Raw genomic sequence first — 19,375 nt, 5'->3', positions numbered from 1 at the left:
GACGACCATTGGGGACCTCCGCACGAAACTTTGATGATAGACTCATTCGCCACGAAATGGCAAATTCCTCTATTTATTTTCGTATGCGCGCCGGATCACTTCGGCGAAATTGGTTCCGATGTCGTGCATGATGGTCTCATAATCAAGCTCGGCCGCCGGCATGTTGATCTGGACAGCTCCAGCTGGGACGTGAACCATAAGGCTCGTTTTGTTTTCTTGGGTGATTTCCTTTCCGGATAAATAGGCAGCGGCATTGTTAACTTGTTGTTGGCTATAGTTAGCCGAAGGCTCCGGGACTCGGGTGATCGGTGCCCCGCTGTTTACTCCAAATCGTTGCCACTCTGGTAATTTACCCCATTCAAGCATAGTCGGATTGTCCTGATACATCGACTTAAAGTCCGCCTTTTTATTGAGATCCTGCTGGATAAGATTTTGACTTATTAATGATCCAGCAATCAAAGGGACTGTTTCTGGGCCGATGAACATTCGGACGAGATTTCCGGCTAGTGGTATACCCTTTGGAAAAGTCTGAGGCAAGGGGACCCCAGGTCTAGGCGGCGTAACATAACGCGGATTCCAACCAGGACTGTAGGGACTCTTTGGAAATGCTGCAGCTCCTGCGGTAGCCCCTGCGGCTGCTCCGGCTCCTCTTGTAACAACGGATTCGGCAACGGTTGCTGCGCCTGCTCGCGTCGCTGCTTCAGCCGCAACCTTCGCCCCTGCTGCAGCAGTTCCAGTTGCTACTCCTTTTCCAAACAAACCTTTGATTAACTTGATCGGCTTTAGGACTTTTCCCAGAAGGATAGACCCAAGTGTAATTGTAAATGCGTCGACGAGACCAGCGTTAATCAAATTACCCTTAGTTGGATTTTTGATTGCCTGCATATTAACATCCGCGAGCGCATTTGAAGCTTTGGACGCTATCTTCCCAGCATCGAACGCCTCAAGAAAGGCATCAAGAAACGCTTTGCCGGCCACCTTGCCCGCCTGCAGGAAAGGCGACTCATCTGCCGAACTGTCGCCAGCAGCCACGCCGAGCGCCCCCATGATCAGGCCGCCAAGCGTCCCGCCAATCGCATCGCCCATCTTGGCCGCGATGTTGTTGACCTTGGCTTGTCCGCCAGCTGCCCACCACTCCGCGAAAGGATCAGAGATCAGCTTATCCCAAGCGATTCTCATTTTGCCGAAAAAGTCAGCGTTTTGGAAGGTGGGGTCGTCGAATAGAGATATCAGCTTCTCAAACTTCCGACCCACCCAATCCGCTGCCTGTCCACCGCTCTTGGCGAGAACGTCGCCCCAATGCTTGATCTTGGCCTCGTTGTTATCGATCCAGTCGGATAGTTTCTGGAATCTGGGTTGGATCGCAGTACGAATGCCATCACCCCAACGCATCAGGATCTTGGAGTTGAACGTGTCCTTGATGTTGCTAAGGAGACCGAACAAGGACTTGGACTGCTTGTCCATCATGTTCGGGAATCGTTGGTTCATACCGTCAATCAGCGCTTCGATTGCCTGAGTCGCCGGGATGAGTCCCTTCTCGGCGAGCTTCATCGTTTGGGCTGTGCTGATCCCCATTCGTTTCGCGAGGATGTCCCAGGCCGGGATACCTGCCTCAGTGAGCTGCAGCATCTCATCGGCACTGACTTTGGCTTTCGCCTTCATCTGGCCGAGTGCGAGCGTGATACGACCAATCCCCTCGCTGCCAAGTCCGAGGCCAGATGCGGCATTCCCGATCCCGGTCATCATGGGGATAATCTTTTCGGCCGTAAAGCCGAAGGCCAGCAGCCGCTTGGATGAATCCCGCAGCTCGGGGAATTCAAACGGCGTGTGGTTCGCGAAGTCCTGAAGGTCATCCAGTAATCGCCTGGCCTTGGTCGCTGAGCCGAGCATCGTCTCGAATGCGATTCTCGCTTGTTCCATTTGACCGGACAAGTTGGTGGGTGCTACAACCCCGCCGGCGATTCCGCCCGCCATCCCGAGCATGCCGGGAAGCGAGAAGAGCGTCGACTTGATGCTCCCAATTGTCCCGGTAATGAGATCCTTCGCGCGGATTGTCACGTGCCACGTGCGACGGGTGAGGCCGGTCAGCAGCGTTCCGGCGGCGCGAACTTTGCTGGATACCTGATCATTGAGCTTGGCAGCAGGCGACGCCTTGACTTTGTCCAAGGTAGACAGGGATGACGTGGCTCGCCGGACCGGTTCCGTCACGCGGTCATTCAATCGCACAGCAGGCGAAGCCGAGACCTTTCTTAGCGCGGCCGAACGCTTCTCGATCTGGGCCATGAACTTGTCCATGGCCTGAAGCTCGGCCGTCGTCTCCTCGTAGCCCTTAGTCCCGATGACTAGGTCAACGCGGTATAATTCATCATCTTTGGCCGTATTGTCTCACTCCCTTCAAGGCCGGCCCCCTTCCGGTTTATGGTTCAGCGCCTCCATTTCTACTTCCATGGAGGCCATTAAAAAGAGCTGCTCTCCGCGAGGCAGCTCCCAAAATGCACCGGGTCGCAGGTGATGCCGCACCCACATCAAGTGCAGCATGCTCGCCATACGCCCGGTCTTGATTAGTTTTTTACGTCTTCCAGCTCCGTATTGAAGCCGGAGAGATCCAAGACCACTTCACCCAGCGCAGACAGCTCGCCGGCTAGCAATACACGCTTGATGACTTCCTCGGCGTTGCTCGCGCTGCCGAACTTGGCCCGCAGCTTCGGGTCTCCCCAATTCGGCGACACGGTTGCTGTCGCGATCAGCGAGACGTTGAAGGCCTCGTCATCGAGCCGTTCAATCGTCTGGCCTTTGCGCTCTTTGCGCTCCGTCGCGCGTTCCCGGATGTTGAACACTTCTTTGCCGGTCAATCCGCGCAGCTTCACCGGGATGCCGAGACGCGCCAGTTGCACCGCTCTTTCTGGCACCGAGTCAGCTTCAAGCAGTTTCTGCAGCACTTGCTCTTCCGTCATCATTTCGTTGTTACTCATGTTCTAGTCCCCCTTAGGAAATTTCGATTTTGTCGTGGAGGGTGAACCCCTCAAACGTAAATTGCGTTTCGTCGGTCACTTCTTCACCGGCCGTCCAGTTGGCGAGCTGAACCTTGTCGACCATGCAATTCTCCAGCTCGATGCGCTCGAAGCCATACGCTTCCGGATCGTCTAACCTGCTGATGATGTTAAACTTTTTGAATCCTTGCTCGATCATGGCGCTGCTGATCTTGTAGCCGCTCATCGTGCCGGTGCCTTTTTTGATGCCCATCTTAAAGGCGGACCAAGTCATGCCGGAGAGCTTTAGCTCACGTTTTTCGACTTCGACATTTGCTTCCAGGTGGTTGATGTTCGTCTGCCAAACACCTCCAATAAAGGCCTGTCCGAAGGTGCCTAGAATCGCTTTGGTTGGATCTAGCATGGGATCGCTCCTTATTGCACGATGAACGTGCCGAGAATTTGTTCCATGACGTCAGTAAGCCGCGCCGTCCACTTCAGGAACACCTGATCCGGCAGGGCAGCACCGGTCGGGGCCGTGCTATGGTAGGCCGGGTCAAGCATCACGTCATATCCCGTGGCTTCGATGACCCCACCTTGGGCGAGCGTCAGCATGTAGGCCTTCATGGCTGAGATGAGCGCGAGACGGCCTTCCGCCGTGTTGTTGACCTTGCCCAGATAGTTGTCTTCGGCTGCCTGCAGGAGATCCGTATTGATGGCGTCCATAACGCTGATCGCGCGGATTTTCTTGAAGCTGGTATTCTGGCCTGCCCGGAGCGTTACCAGCGAATTGATGCCCTTCAGCACTTTCACTTGGCGGCCGTCATGGATGTGCAGGAAGACACCGCCCTTGGTGGCTTGCTCCTGCTCGGATCTCGACCAGCGCCGGGTAATGTCGGAGAACGGGGATGGGGCATACGTCGTGGAGGACGAGAGAGGCGTTCCCGCCGCCAAACCGGCCACATAGGCCGATGTCTGAGCCGAGCTGTAGGAAACGCCAGCCAGCACGCCCCCTGTGCCCACATTGATGATGCCTTCATGATTGAAGCTGGCGCTGCGGGCCGTCGCTTTGCTGACGGCGTCACTGGCCTTGTCATCCGCCTCCGATCCACCCAGCACCGCTTGAATCAACTTGCCTTCGTTCCGCACTCGCGCTACCCAAGCGACCACGCTTGCTTGCAGGGCAGGATCGGAGATCCCGTCGAGCGCCAACACGTTGAACTGCTGCGTCTCGAAGGCCGACAACGCCGCTGTATAGTCTGCGTTGACAATACCGGAGATGCCAGACGCGCCGGCGCTCAGTATGGCGCCCGCCTGGTTGGCGAGCGTACCGTTACCGTCCGCAAGCTTGATAGCCGTAATCCACTGGTTAGCCGCGTCGCCGTTGATGGCGTCGACCGCCGCCTGTACTGTGCCGCTCGCGAAAGTAAATGTCCGCAGCAGGGTCGTATCCTCATAGAGCTTGATGTCTTTCTTCGTCGAATCGACCAGATTGGGCTGTACGACCAGGCGGAATGCATTCGCTCTGGCACCCGGATGCAGCGCTTCGATGCGCAGCGCATCAACCGGCGTCGCAGTCGTGTCCTGCAGAACCTTGAACGCCTTCGCAGCGGAGCTGTCCGCGATCCGATAGGCCAGTACCTTCTTGGCCCCGCCCAGTAAGGCCAGGCGTAACGTCGTATAGGCCGTCGCGCCGCTCGACTCGTCATCCGTAAAGCGATTCGCGATATCGACTTCGCTCACGATCTCGACAAAGGACTTCACGGGACCCCAGTGAGCCTTGACCGGCACCACTACAACCCCTCGGGCACCGGGGCCGATAGCAGCAAGAGCTGCCGCTTTGAAATTCAAAAAGAAACCGGGGAGGATCGGCATATCTGTCGGGCTCCACGTACCTCCAGCCATTTACTTCACCTTCCTCTCTTGAAATTGCTTAACTGCCAGCCGGACCTCGTCAATGGTGTACTCGTCCTGCTGGCGGCCGTGCAGAGCGCCGATCAGGATCTCGCTCCGGACGTCGAAGAGCTGCTCGCTATGGGCCAGCAGTTCGGCGCGCGGGTAAGCGGGCGCTTGTTCTTGCGGTTCGGTTTTTGCCACGGTTGCACCTCACTCCAATTTTCCAGTGGAATAGATTTGCGCCATCAGCGGAGCGAAGTCCGCCGGGCGTGCGACTTTCCGTTTCAGGGTGACGCTGAGCTGGCCGCCGGTCAGCGCATCGGCCTTGTGGTCCGCTGCCGGATTGATAACCTGCAGGTATCGCCTGTCCGCCAGATCCAGCGGGATCTTGACGGACGTCTGCAGCTTCCAAGGCAGCAGCACTAATGCTGCATTCGTCTCCGTCTGGGACGTGCCAAGGACATGACCGACAAAACGCATGCGGACTTCAATGGCCGCAGCGGCGACTTCGCCGGTTTCCATGCCGGCAATGCGCCAGAGGACGGAAGGACGGGTGTAGCCCGGCGGCCACAGTCCCCGGTAGACGGTCCAGTCAGCGCCGAGCTGCTGCTCCGTCCAAACAGCCAGCGCCTCCAGCCAAGGATCGTCGACGGCAAGCTCCGGCAGGCCGACCGGCTGAATCGCATAGACTGCGAACCGCAGCCCCCGCGTAATCGCGTTCCATTCCGTGTCTACCTCGTCCGCACCGTTTGATCCGATATACGAGCAGGTGAACACTTCACTCGTATCCGGATCGGCCAGCAGCTGCTCGTCCAGCGCGGACTGGATCTGCTTCGCCAGCTTGTCGACCTCGGCAAAGCTCGTCCGGTCCACGACCGGCCAGATCTCGATGATGCGCCGGAAGCCCGCCCAGTCGCTTTCTTCGCTGTCCTCGCCCTGGGTGATGACAAGGTACGGCTTAACCGAATCCGCATCTGCAGCGTGCGGCTCGTAGACATCCGTGATGCCCGGTACGGCCGTCAGCAGCCGCTGCCGTATGCCATTTCTCATTTACCATCGCTCCAAATCTTGCGCAGATCGGCCCGCAGTCCCTTCAGGTTCCTTTCCATGGTAGGTCGGATGATGGGGCGGGCCTTCGTTCCCGGATGGTTGACTTTCTTCACGATCAGCGGTTTTCCGTTCGCGCGGGTCGCGCCCCAGAACAGCCCTCGCTTGGTCTTGGCTCGGATGACATGCGGTGCGCTGCCTGTCTCCAACCATTGGCCGTAGCGCATGCTATGTGCCAGATATAAGACGATGACGTCGCGGCGCTTTTCCACGCCACCATGAATGCCCTGCCTGGCGTGGCCGGTGCGATCCCGCCAGCTCGCCTTTTGCTTGGCCTCTGACTCCATGCGCTTTGCCCAATGTTGTCCGAGGGCCAACGTAGCCGCTTGCCGGCGTTCAATCTTCTGCTGGAATTGATCCGCCAAGCCCATCAGGTCACCTTCTCCAGCTTGACTTGATAACCGCATATCTCGCCCTGCAACATGATCGGCACAACGTCCGAGACTTCAAAACTTCCGACCCCGGCTGCTTCGAACCGGTCCGTCACATCAGTCCCGGCCCGGATGTCCGCAGACGCATCGGCCAATAGCGAAAATGTGGCGCTCACGTTTTTGGTTCCGACTGTGGACGATTTTTCGTTGGCTCCTGCGGAGCTAGCCATGTAGATGCGAACGGTAAAGGGGCCATGGCTCGACTTTTCGTCACGGTACCCGCCACCGGCGCGGACCTTGCTCGTGCGTTCGAGCAGGATCTCCACCGGGTTCTGGGCAATGTTCCAGCGGACGTGCCGCTCACGCATCGCGGGCGTAATCGTAGGGATCATAGGATATTCGGCGGCGTCAACCGCATCATGAGACTGCCGGTCGACGAGGACTTCCCAGCCGTTTCGTCGAACGTGTCGGCCATCTTCAGCGCTGCTTCAAGCGCAGACGAGAGCGACGTATACTGGTACTTTTCATCGCCGACCGAATAGGACGCCATCTCGCCGAGTCGTTTCTGCAGCTTCGCCGCTTTCCTGCGCCATCCCTCTGCAGCAGCTGCATGTAAATTGCTGGCCGCCGTAAGCAAGGAGACTAGCCGGGCATCGGTGAACGCCGTATCCTTTTCGCTGCCGCCATCCGGGATCTCTTCGTCCAACAGCTCTCGCAGCTCCACAATGGATTCAGGGGTTGCGATCATATTGCCCTCCAATCAGCACGAAGGCCGGCGAACTGCCGGCCTTTGCTTGTAGGTATTGATTAGGAGAAGGAGATCTCTTGAATGTTCTCTCCGATTGCCGCGAACACGCCGCGGAATCCGTAGCCGACAACCTGTCTCTCGACCAGGCGGGAGAGATCGCCTTGATTGGTCTCAATCTCCAAGTCGCGCTTGATCAGTTCCTTGAAGCCGCGCTTCGGGCGGATGAGATACGCTTTGCCCGGCGTAACGCCAGGGTAGCTGTATTCCTTTTTGCCGACCGTGATCTGGTATCCGTCATAGTACACGATGGTCGTGATACCTGGAATCGGCGGGTAGACCGTACCATCATGCGTAAAGCCCTTCAACGCTTGTTCGATGTCCTGACGGTCCGACGTTGCGGCGAGCAGCAGCGTACCCGGTCGCTTCGCAGTCGCGGCAGCCTTCACGGCAGCCGAAAGAGTGCGATAGAACGTCACCCAGCGCTCGTCGCCGGCTTCACCTGGTACGACAGCCGTCTTGTTCTCCGGTTTGTAGGTGGCGGTAATAATCGCGCCGAGGTGCAGATGGTTGAGCAGTGCATTCCAGCCTTCGCCCATGCCTTTGTTGAGCGTCTCAACGTCGTAAGTCTGATTGTACTCAAACATTTCCTTCGTATATTCGAAACCGCCGGTGTAGGTCTTGATCTTGGCTATCGGACCTTGCTCAGCCATAAGCGTGCTGAACTTGACCTCGCCGGCTTCGATGTGCTCCGCGAAGATGCAAGCTCCAGTCAGCGCCCATTTGGCTTCCAGCAATTTGGGCAGGTTCGGGTCGCTAATCTCGTCGTAGATTTCTTTGTACAGCAACGGCACTTGCTCCCGGCCGAGTTCGACGTCCAGGACGACCTTCTCACTGAAGGCTTTCTGATCGGCGATGCTGCCGAACGTCATCAGCTCGCCGAGCGGTTTTTCAAACCAGCGGACATCCATCTCGCCGTTGACGATTTGCTTCGTGACGGCATGCGATTTTCCGTTCATTTTGTAGCTGACAGGTTGCTGGATCGTGCCAGTGCGCCGGGCGGCGCGGAGGCCGTCCATCGTGATTACTTTCATTCTTGATTTCCTCCCGTGGCTATCCGCTAGACGCGGATGCTTAGATTTGCGGACCGAGCAAGAAGTCGATGACGTTGCTGGCGGACTTGCCATTCGTGACAATACCGACCAGGCGATTCGTGGACGCCGTTTCCGTCAGCTTGTTCGTGGCGGCATCCCAGTAGCACTTGGTGCCCTTGGCGAAGGCTTGGGCTACCGTGATCTGATCCGTGGCATATTCGACCTGATCGATCTGCAGGGGGATGACGACCGTCTCGCCGGCCTCCGTCTTGACGTTGATCGGTACGAGCCCGAAAAACCCGTCCAGCATGGCGAAGTCGCCAGCCTTCAGCGAGGTATTCTGCGGCACCGTCACGTCAACCGCCTTGCCGTCGCTGATCTTGTTCATGCCGACGGCGAACTTCGTTGAAGATACAGGATTCATCTTTGGTTGATCCTCCTTGGCGTCTTAGATCGACGCGGTTCGTTTGGTTGCGGCCGTGCCGCCTGCGCCATCGCCCGTAAGGGTGTGGTCGAGATGCAGTTTGCTGATCATTTCCTTGACGTTCGGCGTTGCGAGCAACGCATCCAGCTCGCCGGTGATTTGCTCCTGCGTCGCATCTTCCTTGGGATGCAACATTTTGGCGATGAGCTGTTGCGCCATCTCGCCGGCGACCTTGCTCTTGACGGCGTTGTTGACCAGCGCGTTCGGATCGGTCTTGCCGGCATCGGCCTGCGCCTTCGCAGCCTCCGTCACGGCAGCCAGGACATCGCCATCATCGGCAATCCCGAGCGCGGTGCGGATGCTGGCGATCAGCTCCGCGTCCTGCTTGGCCTTGGCCGATCCTTCCGGATCAAGTTCGGCCATGATATCGGTCACGGAAACCGTGCCGCCCGATACAAGGGCGAGCAGCTGCGCGATCAGTTCTTTCCAGTTCACTTGGGTTCCTCCTTGGTCTTCGTCTTCTTCTAATACGTCCATCTCGCCAGTGGCAACGATCCTCGTCGGCATACCGGACCGGTCGAGAGGGGTCCAATCGATGGACAGCGGTCGGTAATCGACCACATCGGTCTCCCCGGCGACGGTTGCCAACTTGGGCATGCCGAAGATGCTGACCTGTTTAATCCTGCGTGCCCGAATCCAGCGTTTGAGATCCGACGCAGCTGCGTCAATGACTCCGCGAAAGTAGGCGTTTGCGCCGTCCATCTTAGCCCCGACCCAGTGCGTCACGGGCGCTTCGAATGCACTCGACACATCCTCCGGTTTTTGATGGCCGAGGAATCCGGAAAGCGTATCGCGGTTCACGTGATCTACGATTGCCTTCAAACTTTCTGGCTTGTAGTTCCAACCTCGTGTCGACTTGCCGGCCGGTACCTCGACCACCACTTCCAGAGGATCGGCATCACCGGCTTTGATGGCCTCGACGTCGACCCCGGGTGCCGGCGGAATGTCTTCCGGCCGGATCGTGGAGCTGGTCATCCCCGGCAGCCGCGACCAGGTCATTTTTTTGCCCATTTCATCACCTCGTGCCTCTAAATTTCGATGTGCGCGACACCGTTCGGCAAATTGCGCCCGTTAACGCCGTTATAACGCGTGATAACGCGGGTAAACGTCGCTCGTCCTACAATCGGGCGACAATTCCCGTAGCGGCTCAGAATCGATTCTAGGCGGTCGTCCGCTTGTAAACGTCCTGATACCAGCTTTCGAGGTTCGGCTGGCTGTTCGGATCATCCACCCAGGCGAGCAGATCCTGCACAAATGCGTCGCCTTCCAGATGCTTTTCGACCAGGAAGGACATCGTATTCGGGTGCGCCGGATAGGGTGGCGGATCGCTCAGCGGATAGACCCCCAGTCCAAGACCGACATCGTGTGTGGCCAGCTCGTCACAAATGTCTCGCACCTTATGAGAGGGAGACAAGCAGAACTGGATGCCGATGGCACTGGGCGATGCCTGTGCCGCTCGAATTGTGCCCAGACCGAAGGCTGCCGTCGCTTCCGTCCGGGCAACCCGTAACGCCTGGTAGCTGAGATCTTCCGGGATGCCTTCGGTGCGCTCCATGAGTCCTTTCATATACTTGACCGGGATGTTCGCTTCCGGCCTCACATATTGCTCCAGCATCCGAGCTGTCTGGACGGCATCCTGCCCGGTCGCGACCGCGTCCTGGACGATGGTTGTCATCACCTTGACGTTCTGCTCGGACATGTTCCAGATCCTCTTGGAGAGCTTCAGGCCATGGCTTGTGCGTTCCCACATGGCCCGCACGGCATCTTCATTGATCCGTACGAAGACATCATCGATGCCTTGCTTCGTGATGAGGGGCGTCTTGATTTTGCCTGTCAGCAGGTTGAGCGTGATCGTCTTGCTCGTCTGCGTACCGATCTCGACCGCCTTCTTGATCTGACCGTCCACGGCATCGGCATATTCCGATTGCAGCTGGTTGGCGAGATCCTTCAGTTGCTGCTCGATCTTGGTCATCAGGCGGCCGGAGATCGGTGCGTTCCCGCCGCCTTCCATCGTTTTGGAGAGCGAGCTGGCCGCGCGGATCAGCACGTTCCGGATCTCGGTATCTTGCTTCAGGCGTAGGATGATAAATTCCCGGCGAGCAGCAATCGCCAGTTGGGCATACTCGCCAGCAGCCTTCTTAATTGCCTCAAGGTCATCACTCATTTCGTCTCACCTTGCCGGCTCCGGGTAGAGCGAATCGAACAGGATCTGATTGCGCGTAGCGAGCGCGAAATCAAGCAGGGCATGATGGATGATCAGGTCTGCCTCGTCCGCCATCTGCTCTTCCGCTGTGCGGAGATCCCCGGTAGCGACCCAGTAGCTGCGTTTGATGGCGGGTACATGGACAAGGTAAGGGGTGGCAGTAAAGCCGGATGGGTCCACTTCGATAACCCGAGCTTCAGCGCCTAGCGGCAAGCCGAATTCGTACTGGTCCGAGACGATCAGGACAGACGATCCCGGAGAGTAGCGCAAAGAGAACATCTATGCCACCTCGTTTGTTCGATTCAGGAATTCAATCCCGGCCGCGCCGTCCGCCAGTCGCTCCGAAACGATTCTGTTCTGGATGATTCGTCTCAGCTCCGTGTCGGCCGTTTGGTCATCCGCATCATAATCCTTCATGGTAGGGATGTACGCCTTCAGGAACTCGGCGGCCGAGTCCTTCGACAACATCTCGCCCCGGACGGCCGTGTCCAAAGCTTCCGTCAGCGCCTTCAGCGTATCGGCAGCTTCTTTCTCGTCGCGCGGGTCAATCTCTTCCCATACCAGCTCGGTCGCGTACGTTTCGAACTGCTTCATTTCGGCGGCTGCCGTCATGGCGAGCACCATGCGGGCGAGTCGCTTCCAGTTGCTGGCGAAGCTGTCCCTTTTGCGGCTGACCGCACGAACAAAGACCGGCATTTGCTCGGAGACGCTCGCCTGGGCCGATGGCGTATGCACGCCCAGGACAAACTCCGGTGTTTCCGATGTTGCGACGATGCAGTAGTACAGCAGCTTGAGCAGTGCATCGGCAGCGCTGCCCATGGCCGACTGAGCTTCAATGAAAGCAGCGTCTTCGCCCTCGGTGAAAATGAGGAACTCCTTGCCTTCCAGCGAGATCGTCCCGCCTTTCTGCACAAACTCCAGCGGATTCGCGATCCCGAAGTTGTTGGCGAGGAAGGAAGAGACATCCTTCAGCGTCAGCTTCAGCCGAGGCGTTGAGTGGAGCTTGCTACCTTGGAGCGAGTCCATCATCACGTCATGATAGGCGCGAAGGAAGGGCTCGATAGGCTCCAGATCGCTCTGGCCATAGATCCGATGTTCGGCCGCTTCGTTGCGGAAATGCTCAATGGGAATGAAGCCCCAAGGATTTTGAATCTCTTGAAAGCTCTCATAGCCTGGAATCAAGTCGCCGCTTAGTTCGACCGTCCGCCGGTGTCGAGTGATGCGCTGATCGACGACCGTCTTCCGTTTCTCGCCACTGTCGTCCAACCATTCCACCGTCGAGCGGAGGACGTACTCGACCGGTTCGCGAGTCAGCGGATCTCGCAAAATGCTGATAACTTCTTCGTTCGGGATGATGGTGTATTTCAGCCGCGCACCCGATTCGGGATAGAGGACGTTGTCCGTCTCTTCCCGCGTGAGCCAAACAAAGCAGTCACCTTCCGAAAGCGCCTTGCCATGCGTCCGATTCATTCTGGAATGATTCTCCCCGAAGAAATCCTTCAGCACTTCATTGGCGTCTTCATCTTCGGATTCGAAGGCAGGAACGCCCATGAAGCCGGCTTTCGCATTGATGAGCGGCTTGCAAAAGCCGGCGGACAACTTATAGCTATCCTCGCTATTGTCATAGAGCGCCCGTGCCTTCGCGTAATCCACCCGGCTATTGTCCACAGTCAGGCCGCTGGACCCAAGATTGTACTTGCCTCCGATCCGACCGGTGATCATCTTCCAGGCGTTCGTGCGCAGCTTCGATATTTCACCGATAAAGGTCTTCAGCCAATTCGCGGCCAAATCTTCACCCCCCTAAAGACTCCCAGCAACTTACTATCCAGCTTGCCGACGCCCTTAGCCAGCGTTCGGCAGGCTTCCAGCGAGTCTGGGCCGTCGTCGTGGGAGTCGCCTTTTTCGGTATGATTTGTCATCTGTTCGATCAACAGCTTGTGCTGCCGGTTGAACTTCAGGTATTTGTTCTTGACGTCAGGCTGCAGTGTCGCGATCCGCATCTTCTTGTCCGCCTTGGGATTGACCTCGACAATCGGAAGGTACAAGCCCACCTCGGCGGAACGAGCCGCGAGCTGCTCCTTCAGGAACCATTGGAACTGGGTCGTCTCGCAGCCAAACTTGGTATAGCCCCGGCCATAGGTCAGACGCAGCCAGCGCTCCTTCTGGAGCACGTCCTCGATAATCACGTCCGGATGGCGGCGCTGGATATCGGCATCTAAGATAAACATGTAGCCAGTCTTCACTTGGACGGCCAGCGTTATGATCGAGCTGTAGTCGCTCTTTTTCGTCTTGCCCAGCGAGGGATCGACGAAGCCGATAAATATGAACCCCTCCGAAAAGTCGATCTGCAGCGGGTCATAGTAATCGAACCATTCCTCATTAAAGAGGCAGTCTTCCGGATTGATCGGGTCGTTCTGCTCCTCGGAGTTGAACGAGGCAATACCTTCCGATACACGCATGGCCATCAGGTCGTAATACGACAGCTTGTCTTCCCAGAGAACTTGGGTCCCATCCAGCATCGCTTCACGGTTTGTCTCAAAAAATGTGAGAGCGTCCTGCTCGCGGTTCTCGTTGTCGAGATCCGTGTAGATGGCTTCCCAAGCGTCCCACAAGTCCTGTCGATTCGACCAAGTAATGACGGCCTTGTATTTCTTGGCCTGATAGCCGGGATTCTTGAGCAGGTTCGTCAGCAGCGCGTCGTAGTGGAGCAACGTGCCAATGTAGACGACGTCCGTATAATCATCGCCGGCTTTCGAAACGGCCTTGAAAAACCAGTTCGACAGCTTCTTCCGCTGCTCTTTGGTCCGGACGTTCTCGTCGTTCTCGATATCGTCCAGGACGATGAGATCCGGCCGCCAGTTCCGGTGCTTCCGGCCCCGGACCTTCTTGCCCGAACCGATCGCCTCGACCTTGATGTCGGTACTAGTCAGCAGCACGTCGTTCCGCCACACCTTGCCCTGTAGATCGCCGAAGTCCTCCTTGATCCGTTCGTTCTCGTCGAATTCCTCGCGTATGTTTTCGAGGAAGCTTTCCGCCTGGTCGGACGAGTCGGAGAGAATCAGGATGTAATGCTTGTACTGATAGAGGATGGCATGGATGTCATCCTTGAACGTAAAGGATGTCGACTTGGCATGACCACGGGGCGCGGCAATCGCTCGCTTGACGCCCTTCATGCGGCTGATCCGCTTAACCGTTTCGGGTTCGAGCGGGACCAAGCCCTTCAACACGCCTTTTTGCCAGATCGCGTCAAGCTCACGATGGAACTCCGGGGCGGGCCGGCTGAAGTAGTGGGGGAAGTAGGCCTTCCCGAAATACTCCAAGTCATGCGCCCCAAGCATCCGGCGCAATCCGGCGGGGCCGGCAAAGGGCAGCTTGCCTTTATTTGCATAGACAGCCGAGAACTTGATCGCATGTTGCTCCCACAACGCAAGCTCCCAACTTTCGGTTTGTCGTGTTTCTTCTTGGCCGACGAGGCTCTGCAGCAGGGAGGAGCCGCTCGTCTTGCCTTTGGACGGCTTCACTGTCCATCACCTCCGGCTCGATTCGGAGACATCGTCTCCAGCGGATGCAGGTTCGCGGTTGTTCTCACTGATCGCTCCCCGGATCAACCGGATCGTCGCAACGCCGTACGGGTTCCCAGCCCGTCCCGATTGCTCGGCTAGCGGCCCCTGCATCCCTAATAAGGGGCGATATGGTGCGCTTGTCAGACGCACGGCTTGGCAGCCGTTATCAAGGAGCGTAGTGCGATATCCATCCGCACTCAGAGACCCAGGATGCAGGGAGGGGGAGGACCCACATCCCAGGCCTCTGGGTAGGATGGATAACCCTACCTCTTTCGTTCAATCAGCGACTTAATTGGCAGCGGCTAGCAAGTTCGCTTCCACTTGGCTGAGCTTCTCCAGCAGCCGATGATGCAGATCGGGATCGTTCTTCAGCTCTTCCTGGAGACCGGCCCGGACTTCGGCGACCGCCTTGGATACGCCTTTATCGAACTGGAACTTCAGCTTTTCACTCGCGATGGAGCTGCGCTGCAGCTGGGCAAGCGCCCGCATGACAGCTGTCAGGCTCTCGCCTTCCAGGCTGTTCTGTGCGGAGAGGAGCGTCTCCATGATGATCGACAGCGCCATCTTGTTTGCTGCCTCGCTGAGCGCCGTATCCGGGCCGTCTCCGTGCGAGTCGATAATGGCCTTGGCCTGCTCATTGACGATCTTCAATCGCTCCAGCCGGCCGAGGAAGTCCTTGCCGTATCGCTGCACGGCCATGTGACTGACCTCGATGCCGGTCTCCGGGGTCAGCTTATTGATCGCATCCGCAATGTCGCGATAGGGGATGCCGCTCGTCAGTTGCTTGTTGACCGCTTCGACGATCTCCTCCGGCAGCTGGAGGACTTTGCTGTGCTTGCGGCGGGACATTATCGGATCACCATGATGCCCGGTTCATCCGGGATGTTGCCGTCAAGCAGGTCGATGCCTTTGGCCGTCAGCGTCGCCATCGTCCGCTGCATGCCGAGTTCGTTGCCTTCCTCCGTCTTGACGTAGCCCTTTTCTTCGAGATAGTGGAGGTGACCGCGAATCTGCGGCAGAGCGGACTCAAGATGCGAATCGTTCAGCGTCAGACTGATCAGCCGGTCGCTCGCCGTTCCTGGATATTGCAGCTTTAGAATGGAAAGGATGAAGCCGCGAACTTCCTTGTTTGAGTTGTTCATTCCGATTTGCCCCCAGCCCCTGTAAGTTTCGAGACGAGCTGCAGCATGTCGCGCACGTCCCGGGTCAGCGTATCTACTTTATGTTCGACGCCAGCAATGGCGCGTGTCTGATCGTCTTTCAGTTCTTTCAGGTTGCGAGCTTGATCTTCCTTGAGCTCATGCAGGACTCGATTAAAATCTTCTTTCATCACATACTTCGCCGGCAGCTCTTCTTTCAGCTTGCTGAATTCCGATTTGATACCGTCCAAAGATTTGTCTTGCTGGGTTTCCTTTTGCTTGATCGACGAGTTCAGATCCTTGAGAAAATAGCTCACGACGCCAAGCATCGTCACAACCAGAAATGCAAGTACTCCGACAGGCAACGTATCCAGTTGAAATCCCCCTTTGAAAAATAAAAAAGCTATCAATGTGTGGTTACATTGATAGCTTATCGAATATGGCTCATATAGTCGGGTAAAGCAGTTGAGAAACATACTTTGGTGAAACACTCACAGGGGATCGTCGTCAAAGAGCTTCAGCTGGTTCTGGTCCAGATCCTCCTCCGGAGACTTACCCCGTACAATACTCCGCACCCAATTCTCCGTCAAGTTGAATTTTAATGCAAGCTCCTTCGTATTGTATCCGTCGTACTCTTTGCGAATCTGGCGATCTCGGGCGTTGCTCAGTACGCTGTCGTACTTTGGAAAGTACACCTGAGTCCCGCCAAAACGCAAGGCTATCTTCATTGTTTGATCCACACCAATCTCCAGCGCGATGTTGTTATACGGATCAGGTAGGTCTTCGGGTCTGATATCATTTACCCAATGTTCAACTATGCTCATACACATTCCTCCCCCGCAATGTTTTATGGCTGCGGCGGTGGTCGGCGTTCCGCGCGGCCCTGCATGTTCTTCAAGGCTTCGATGACCTTGCTCGCCTGTTGCTTGGTCAGCCAGATCGGCCGGTCCACGCCAACGACCTTGCGCAAGAAGCCCTGTAGCCTGGATGGATCGGTCGACCAACCCATGTCTTTCTCCAGCTTTTGAATCTTGCTGAGCTGGGCATCGCTTGCACGATTGCTGCGCTGCTCGGGTTTTGCTTCCCCGGCCAGTCGGGCCAGACGGTCGATAACTTGGATAGCCTGGTCCTTGGTCAAGGCCGAGATGCTTCTGCCTCCGCTGATCTGCTCGACCACTGAGTACAGGTCATCTTCATCTACCGCATGTTGCTTTTGCAGGCCGAATATTTTCCTTCGTTGTTCAGCTGTGATCATTATCTTAAATCCCTCCCAATCACCAACTTCAAAGCTGCCCGTCAATCTCTCGGACTTTAAATAGCGCTTCAGTTGCGACAAATGATTCCCGAGACAATTTTTCTAACGCTTCTTGCATGATCTTCAGCTTGAGTTCCATCGCGGCTTTCTTTCCTGCTTTGACACGGCAGCCTATGCAACATATGCGGTCGAATCTATCGAGGCTATATCCGTCCTCCCACACCAGCTCACCACAATATGGACACTCCCCAAAAATGCAGCCGCTTGCCACAAGTGTTCCTCCTGAAACAGTCCGACCCTCACGAATGAGGGTCTTCTGTTTGTTATGTGTCATTCGCGCTAGTTATCCACTCCATGTTGGTATTGCCAGATGCAATCCTCAATCGACATCATCCAGCGATACGATCCGCCTGTTGTTGTCAGATCGGCGTCGAAGAGGCGGTCGTAGTGGGGGCTAAATTCGATTGCTTGTTCAGCTATCATCATTCACGGATTCCTCCTCGGATGCTTTTTCGAGCGAGAGGATCAAGCGAAATTTCCCTTTATCTCCTGCTGTTTGGATAAACGTGCTGACACCGCTCAGTAAGTCCATCGCGCCGCGCGTCGACGTCGTGATGTCCATATCTAGTTGGACCTGTGCTCGGCCGGTTGGTAGGGAACGGAGGAGCGGCTGCGGCCGATTGGTCGACCGTTCCTTCGGCGTGATTCTCGTTGTCATTGAACCTCAATCCTTTCGACAGCAGGTTTCAAGAAGAATTTGTCCTTCGATGTCCGCTTCACTCCGATCCGTGCAAGGGCGGCGTCATCGTATTTGCTTAACTGATCCTTTTCGATGGCCTCCGTCACTTTGATGCAATCCGTCATTTTGTGCAGTTTCAACGCTTCCAGGACGGCCTTGACATTCCGATACGAGATACTAGTCGCCCGGCGGAAGCCGACCTCACCAAAGGTGAGACTTTTCGTCTTGCTCTCGCGGAATTCATCGATATGATGCTCCGTGAAGGCCTGGATGTCCTTCATTAATTTCTCTTTCTGGGCGAGCAGGGGCTTCGCTCGTAGCTCGGCATCCTTCTTGATCTCGTTCAGTTGATTGTTCATGGTCGACTCAATGTTCGTTACGTGTTGGTCGATCTCGATTAGGGAACGCATCCCCTCGTTCACTTCGTCCCAAGATTGGAAAACGGGTTGCTCTTTCGTTTTAGCCATTGATGCCATCCTCTCGATGTGGTAGTTAGTGTTTCGTTAGAACGGGGAGAGCGGGAATCTCGATGATTGGACTTGATCGCGCTGTACCGGCGTTCTGCTGAATTGATTCGAAAGATCGCCGCGTCGATCAGTGCCGGATCGGGCGGCGACTGGTCGAATTGTTGCCAGGCGAGGTTCAGCTCACGGTGGGCTGCGTTTAGCTCGTCCAAGCCGTTCACCTGCGGGACTTCGAAAAGATTGTAGGGCATGATGATGGTTCCCCCTTATAGATCCGGCCGGTTGAGACGGCGGCCGTCTTCACCGTCCATGTATTTGTGCATCATGAGCTGCTGGAGCCGGCTGCGGATTGCTTCGACCTTCGCGTCAAGGCCTAGCTTTTTGCTTGCCTTGCTGTAGATGTCATCTGGACTGTAATTACTGGTCGCGAAGGTTGGCAATCCATTTCCGTAACGAGCGTTGATAAGTTCGAAGATGATGTCGACAGTAAAATCTGTAGCGGCTTCTTGAGCAAACTCGTCGATCACCAGGACAGGAGTGCTGCTGTACGATTCAAGAACGGTATCCAGTGCTTCCTTGCGGGTGAGCATGCCCCGCAGATTACGGTAGACAGCGTCTGTGCGAATGAATAGGCATGGTATTCGCCGCTCCTCCAAACGATTGACCATCGCAAGCATCAGATGGGTTTTGGCGGTACCCGGCGGCCCAAAGATGTAAACGCCGCTCTTTGGCTGTCCCGGCTCAAAATTGTTCGCGAAATCATGAACGTAAGCGCAGAGCTTCTTGTGCCGGCGCGTCTGAGCGCTGGGAAAATTGCTAAACGTAAGTCCTTTGTCATTGGCCGCCTTTCCGGATAGTTGGAGGAGCTTCGACCAGCGCTGCTCCAGCAGGTATTCTTCCAAGCGTTCACACTTCTGCAGCCGGCTGCAGATGTGCCTGCCATGAGCGGCTTCGTCGTTCCCTTGCACATCTAAGACGACGATCATGCCTTCATGATCTACCGGCCGCTGACACTTGAGATAGCCTGTGCAGCTCGCGCACTGTTCCTTCTGGCGTATGCGCTCGTAGAGCTGCACACTCGCCCTGCGGATTTGGTCGTCTGTAACGTCGAGATCTGCCAGTTCCGGGAGCTGCTCGCGGTAGTACGCCGGAGTATACCGGTTTTGCACTTCCGCAACGCGGGCCATCAGACCAGTGTTCTGCTGGATGGCGTCCTTCATGCTGATCATGGCTTAGCCTCTTCCGCGTAACGGACATCAAGAACCCGACCCGTCTCGTCAAAGTGGAGCTTTTCGACCTTTCGTTCTCTAGGCTGTCGTTGCACCTGGCGATAGAGGCTTTCAAGA

26 protein-coding genes are annotated in these 19,375 nt (G+C 56.5%); all 26 read right to left on the bottom strand.

Annotation, left to right across the window (positions count from 1 at the left end):
* Nucleotides 1–69: 69 nt before the first annotated feature.
* Nucleotides 70–2,166: a tape measure protein gene (locus tag H7C19_RS20265; RefSeq protein WP_221469359.1), complete on the bottom strand. Its 2,097-nt coding sequence runs from the start codon at nt 2,164–2,166 to the stop codon at nt 70–72.
* A 395-nt stretch (nt 2,167–2,561) separates the two neighbouring features.
* A complete protein-coding gene (locus H7C19_RS20260) occupies nt 2,562–2,972 on the bottom strand; it encodes a phage tail assembly chaperone (protein ID WP_185670865.1) in 411 nt (136 codons plus the stop codon).
* A gap of 13 nt (nt 2,973–2,985) precedes the next feature.
* The gene (locus H7C19_RS20255; protein ID WP_185670864.1) at nt 2,986–3,393 is read right to left on the bottom strand and encodes a phage tail tube protein; all 408 of its coding nucleotides are present in this window, start codon (nt 3,391–3,393) and stop codon (nt 2,986–2,988) included.
* An 11-nt stretch (nt 3,394–3,404) separates the two neighbouring features.
* The gene (locus H7C19_RS20250) at nt 3,405–4,874 is read right to left on the bottom strand and encodes a phage tail sheath family protein (protein WP_185670863.1); all 1,470 of its coding nucleotides are present in this window, start codon (nt 4,872–4,874) and stop codon (nt 3,405–3,407) included.
* The gene (locus H7C19_RS20245) at nt 4,875–5,066 is read right to left on the bottom strand and encodes a YqzN/YkzM domain-containing protein (RefSeq protein WP_185670862.1); all 192 of its coding nucleotides are present in this window, start codon (nt 5,064–5,066) and stop codon (nt 4,875–4,877) included. It lies immediately after the preceding gene.
* 9 nt (nt 5,067–5,075) lie between these two features.
* The gene (locus tag H7C19_RS20240) at nt 5,076–5,915 is read right to left on the bottom strand and encodes a hypothetical protein (RefSeq protein WP_185670861.1); all 840 of its coding nucleotides are present in this window, start codon (nt 5,913–5,915) and stop codon (nt 5,076–5,078) included.
* Nucleotides 5,912–6,343, bottom strand: a complete 432-nt coding sequence (locus H7C19_RS20235) for a hypothetical protein (protein ID WP_185670860.1) — start codon at nt 6,341–6,343, stop codon at nt 5,912–5,914. The genes H7C19_RS20240 and H7C19_RS20235 overlap by 4 nt, the downstream gene beginning before the upstream one ends.
* The gene (locus tag H7C19_RS20230) at nt 6,343–6,735 is read right to left on the bottom strand and encodes a Fe-S protein (RefSeq protein ID WP_246469623.1); all 393 of its coding nucleotides are present in this window, start codon (nt 6,733–6,735) and stop codon (nt 6,343–6,345) included. The genes H7C19_RS20235 and H7C19_RS20230 overlap by 1 nt, the downstream gene beginning before the upstream one ends.
* Nucleotides 6,732–7,091: a hypothetical protein gene (locus H7C19_RS20225; protein WP_185670858.1), complete on the bottom strand. Its 360-nt coding sequence runs from the start codon at nt 7,089–7,091 to the stop codon at nt 6,732–6,734. Before H7C19_RS20225 ends, H7C19_RS20230 begins: the two co-directional genes overlap by 4 nt.
* Before the next feature lie 59 nt (nt 7,092–7,150).
* A complete protein-coding gene (locus H7C19_RS20220) occupies nt 7,151–8,182 on the bottom strand; it encodes a phage major capsid protein (RefSeq protein WP_185670857.1) in 1,032 nt (343 codons plus the stop codon).
* Between the two features lie 40 nt (nt 8,183–8,222).
* Nucleotides 8,223–8,606, bottom strand: a complete 384-nt coding sequence (locus H7C19_RS20215; RefSeq protein ID WP_185670856.1) for a DUF2190 family protein — start codon at nt 8,604–8,606, stop codon at nt 8,223–8,225.
* Between the two features lie 24 nt (nt 8,607–8,630).
* Nucleotides 8,631–9,677, bottom strand: a complete 1,047-nt coding sequence (locus tag H7C19_RS20210; RefSeq protein WP_185670855.1) for a transcriptional regulator — start codon at nt 9,675–9,677, stop codon at nt 8,631–8,633.
* A 148-nt stretch (nt 9,678–9,825) separates the two neighbouring features.
* Nucleotides 9,826–10,830 carry a retron-type reverse transcriptase gene (locus tag H7C19_RS20205; RefSeq protein WP_185670854.1) on the bottom strand — a complete coding sequence of 335 codons (1,005 nt, stop codon included), beginning with the start codon at nt 10,828–10,830 and terminating at the stop codon, nt 9,826–9,828.
* A 6-nt stretch (nt 10,831–10,836) separates the two neighbouring features.
* The gene (locus H7C19_RS20200; protein WP_185670853.1) at nt 10,837–11,148 is read right to left on the bottom strand and encodes a hypothetical protein; all 312 of its coding nucleotides are present in this window, start codon (nt 11,146–11,148) and stop codon (nt 10,837–10,839) included.
* Complete coding sequence (locus H7C19_RS20195) at nt 11,149–12,657, bottom strand: phage portal protein (protein WP_246469622.1); 1,509 nt, start codon at nt 12,655–12,657, stop codon at nt 11,149–11,151.
* Entirely contained in the window at nt 12,639–14,390 is a 1,752-nt protein-coding gene (gene terL, locus H7C19_RS20190; protein WP_313731862.1) for a phage terminase large subunit, read from the bottom strand. The genes H7C19_RS20195 and terL overlap by 19 nt, the downstream gene beginning before the upstream one ends.
* A 330-nt stretch (nt 14,391–14,720) precedes the next feature.
* Complete coding sequence (locus H7C19_RS20185) at nt 14,721–15,281, bottom strand: phage protein Gp27 family protein (RefSeq protein WP_185670852.1); 561 nt, start codon at nt 15,279–15,281, stop codon at nt 14,721–14,723.
* Nucleotides 15,281–15,574, bottom strand: a complete 294-nt coding sequence (locus H7C19_RS20180) for a hypothetical protein (RefSeq protein ID WP_185670851.1) — start codon at nt 15,572–15,574, stop codon at nt 15,281–15,283. Before H7C19_RS20180 ends, H7C19_RS20185 begins: the two co-directional genes overlap by 1 nt.
* Nucleotides 15,571–15,906 carry a hypothetical protein gene (locus tag H7C19_RS20175; RefSeq protein WP_221469358.1) on the bottom strand — a complete coding sequence of 112 codons (336 nt, stop codon included), beginning with the start codon at nt 15,904–15,906 and terminating at the stop codon, nt 15,571–15,573. Before H7C19_RS20175 ends, H7C19_RS20180 begins: the two co-directional genes overlap by 4 nt.
* Nucleotides 15,907–16,062: 156 nt before the next feature.
* The gene (locus tag H7C19_RS20170; protein WP_185670849.1) at nt 16,063–16,395 is read right to left on the bottom strand and encodes a Mor transcription activator family protein; all 333 of its coding nucleotides are present in this window, start codon (nt 16,393–16,395) and stop codon (nt 16,063–16,065) included.
* 23 nt (nt 16,396–16,418) lie between these two features.
* A complete protein-coding gene (locus H7C19_RS20165) occupies nt 16,419–16,826 on the bottom strand; it encodes a regulatory protein GemA (RefSeq protein WP_185670848.1) in 408 nt (135 codons plus the stop codon).
* A gap of 339 nt (nt 16,827–17,165) precedes the next feature.
* Entirely contained in the window at nt 17,166–17,312 is a 147-nt protein-coding gene (locus tag H7C19_RS20160) for a hypothetical protein (RefSeq protein ID WP_185670847.1), read from the bottom strand.
* A complete protein-coding gene (locus tag H7C19_RS34380; RefSeq protein WP_221469357.1) occupies nt 17,299–17,448 on the bottom strand; it encodes a hypothetical protein in 150 nt (49 codons plus the stop codon). Before H7C19_RS34380 ends, H7C19_RS20160 begins: the two co-directional genes overlap by 14 nt.
* Before the next feature lie 92 nt (nt 17,449–17,540).
* Nucleotides 17,541–18,032, bottom strand: a complete 492-nt coding sequence (locus H7C19_RS20150) for a host-nuclease inhibitor Gam family protein (RefSeq protein ID WP_185670845.1) — start codon at nt 18,030–18,032, stop codon at nt 17,541–17,543.
* Nucleotides 17,984–18,280, bottom strand: coding sequence for a hypothetical protein (locus H7C19_RS20145; RefSeq protein WP_185670844.1), 297 nt, complete (start codon nt 18,278–18,280; stop codon nt 17,984–17,986). The genes H7C19_RS20150 and H7C19_RS20145 overlap by 49 nt, the downstream gene beginning before the upstream one ends.
* A gap of 15 nt (nt 18,281–18,295) precedes the next feature.
* On the bottom strand, nt 18,296–19,258 hold the full coding sequence (gene zapE, locus H7C19_RS20140) for an AFG1/ZapE family ATPase (protein ID WP_185670843.1): 963 nt from the start codon (nt 19,256–19,258) through the stop codon (nt 18,296–18,298).
* Between the last annotated feature and the right edge of the window lie 117 nt (nt 19,259–19,375).

The organism is Cohnella nanjingensis (assembly GCF_014212125.1).
GTDB classification, from domain to species: domain Bacteria; phylum Bacillota; class Bacilli; order Paenibacillales; family Paenibacillaceae; genus Cohnella; species Cohnella nanjingensis.
This window is presented reverse-complemented; position numbering and strand designations above follow the sequence as displayed.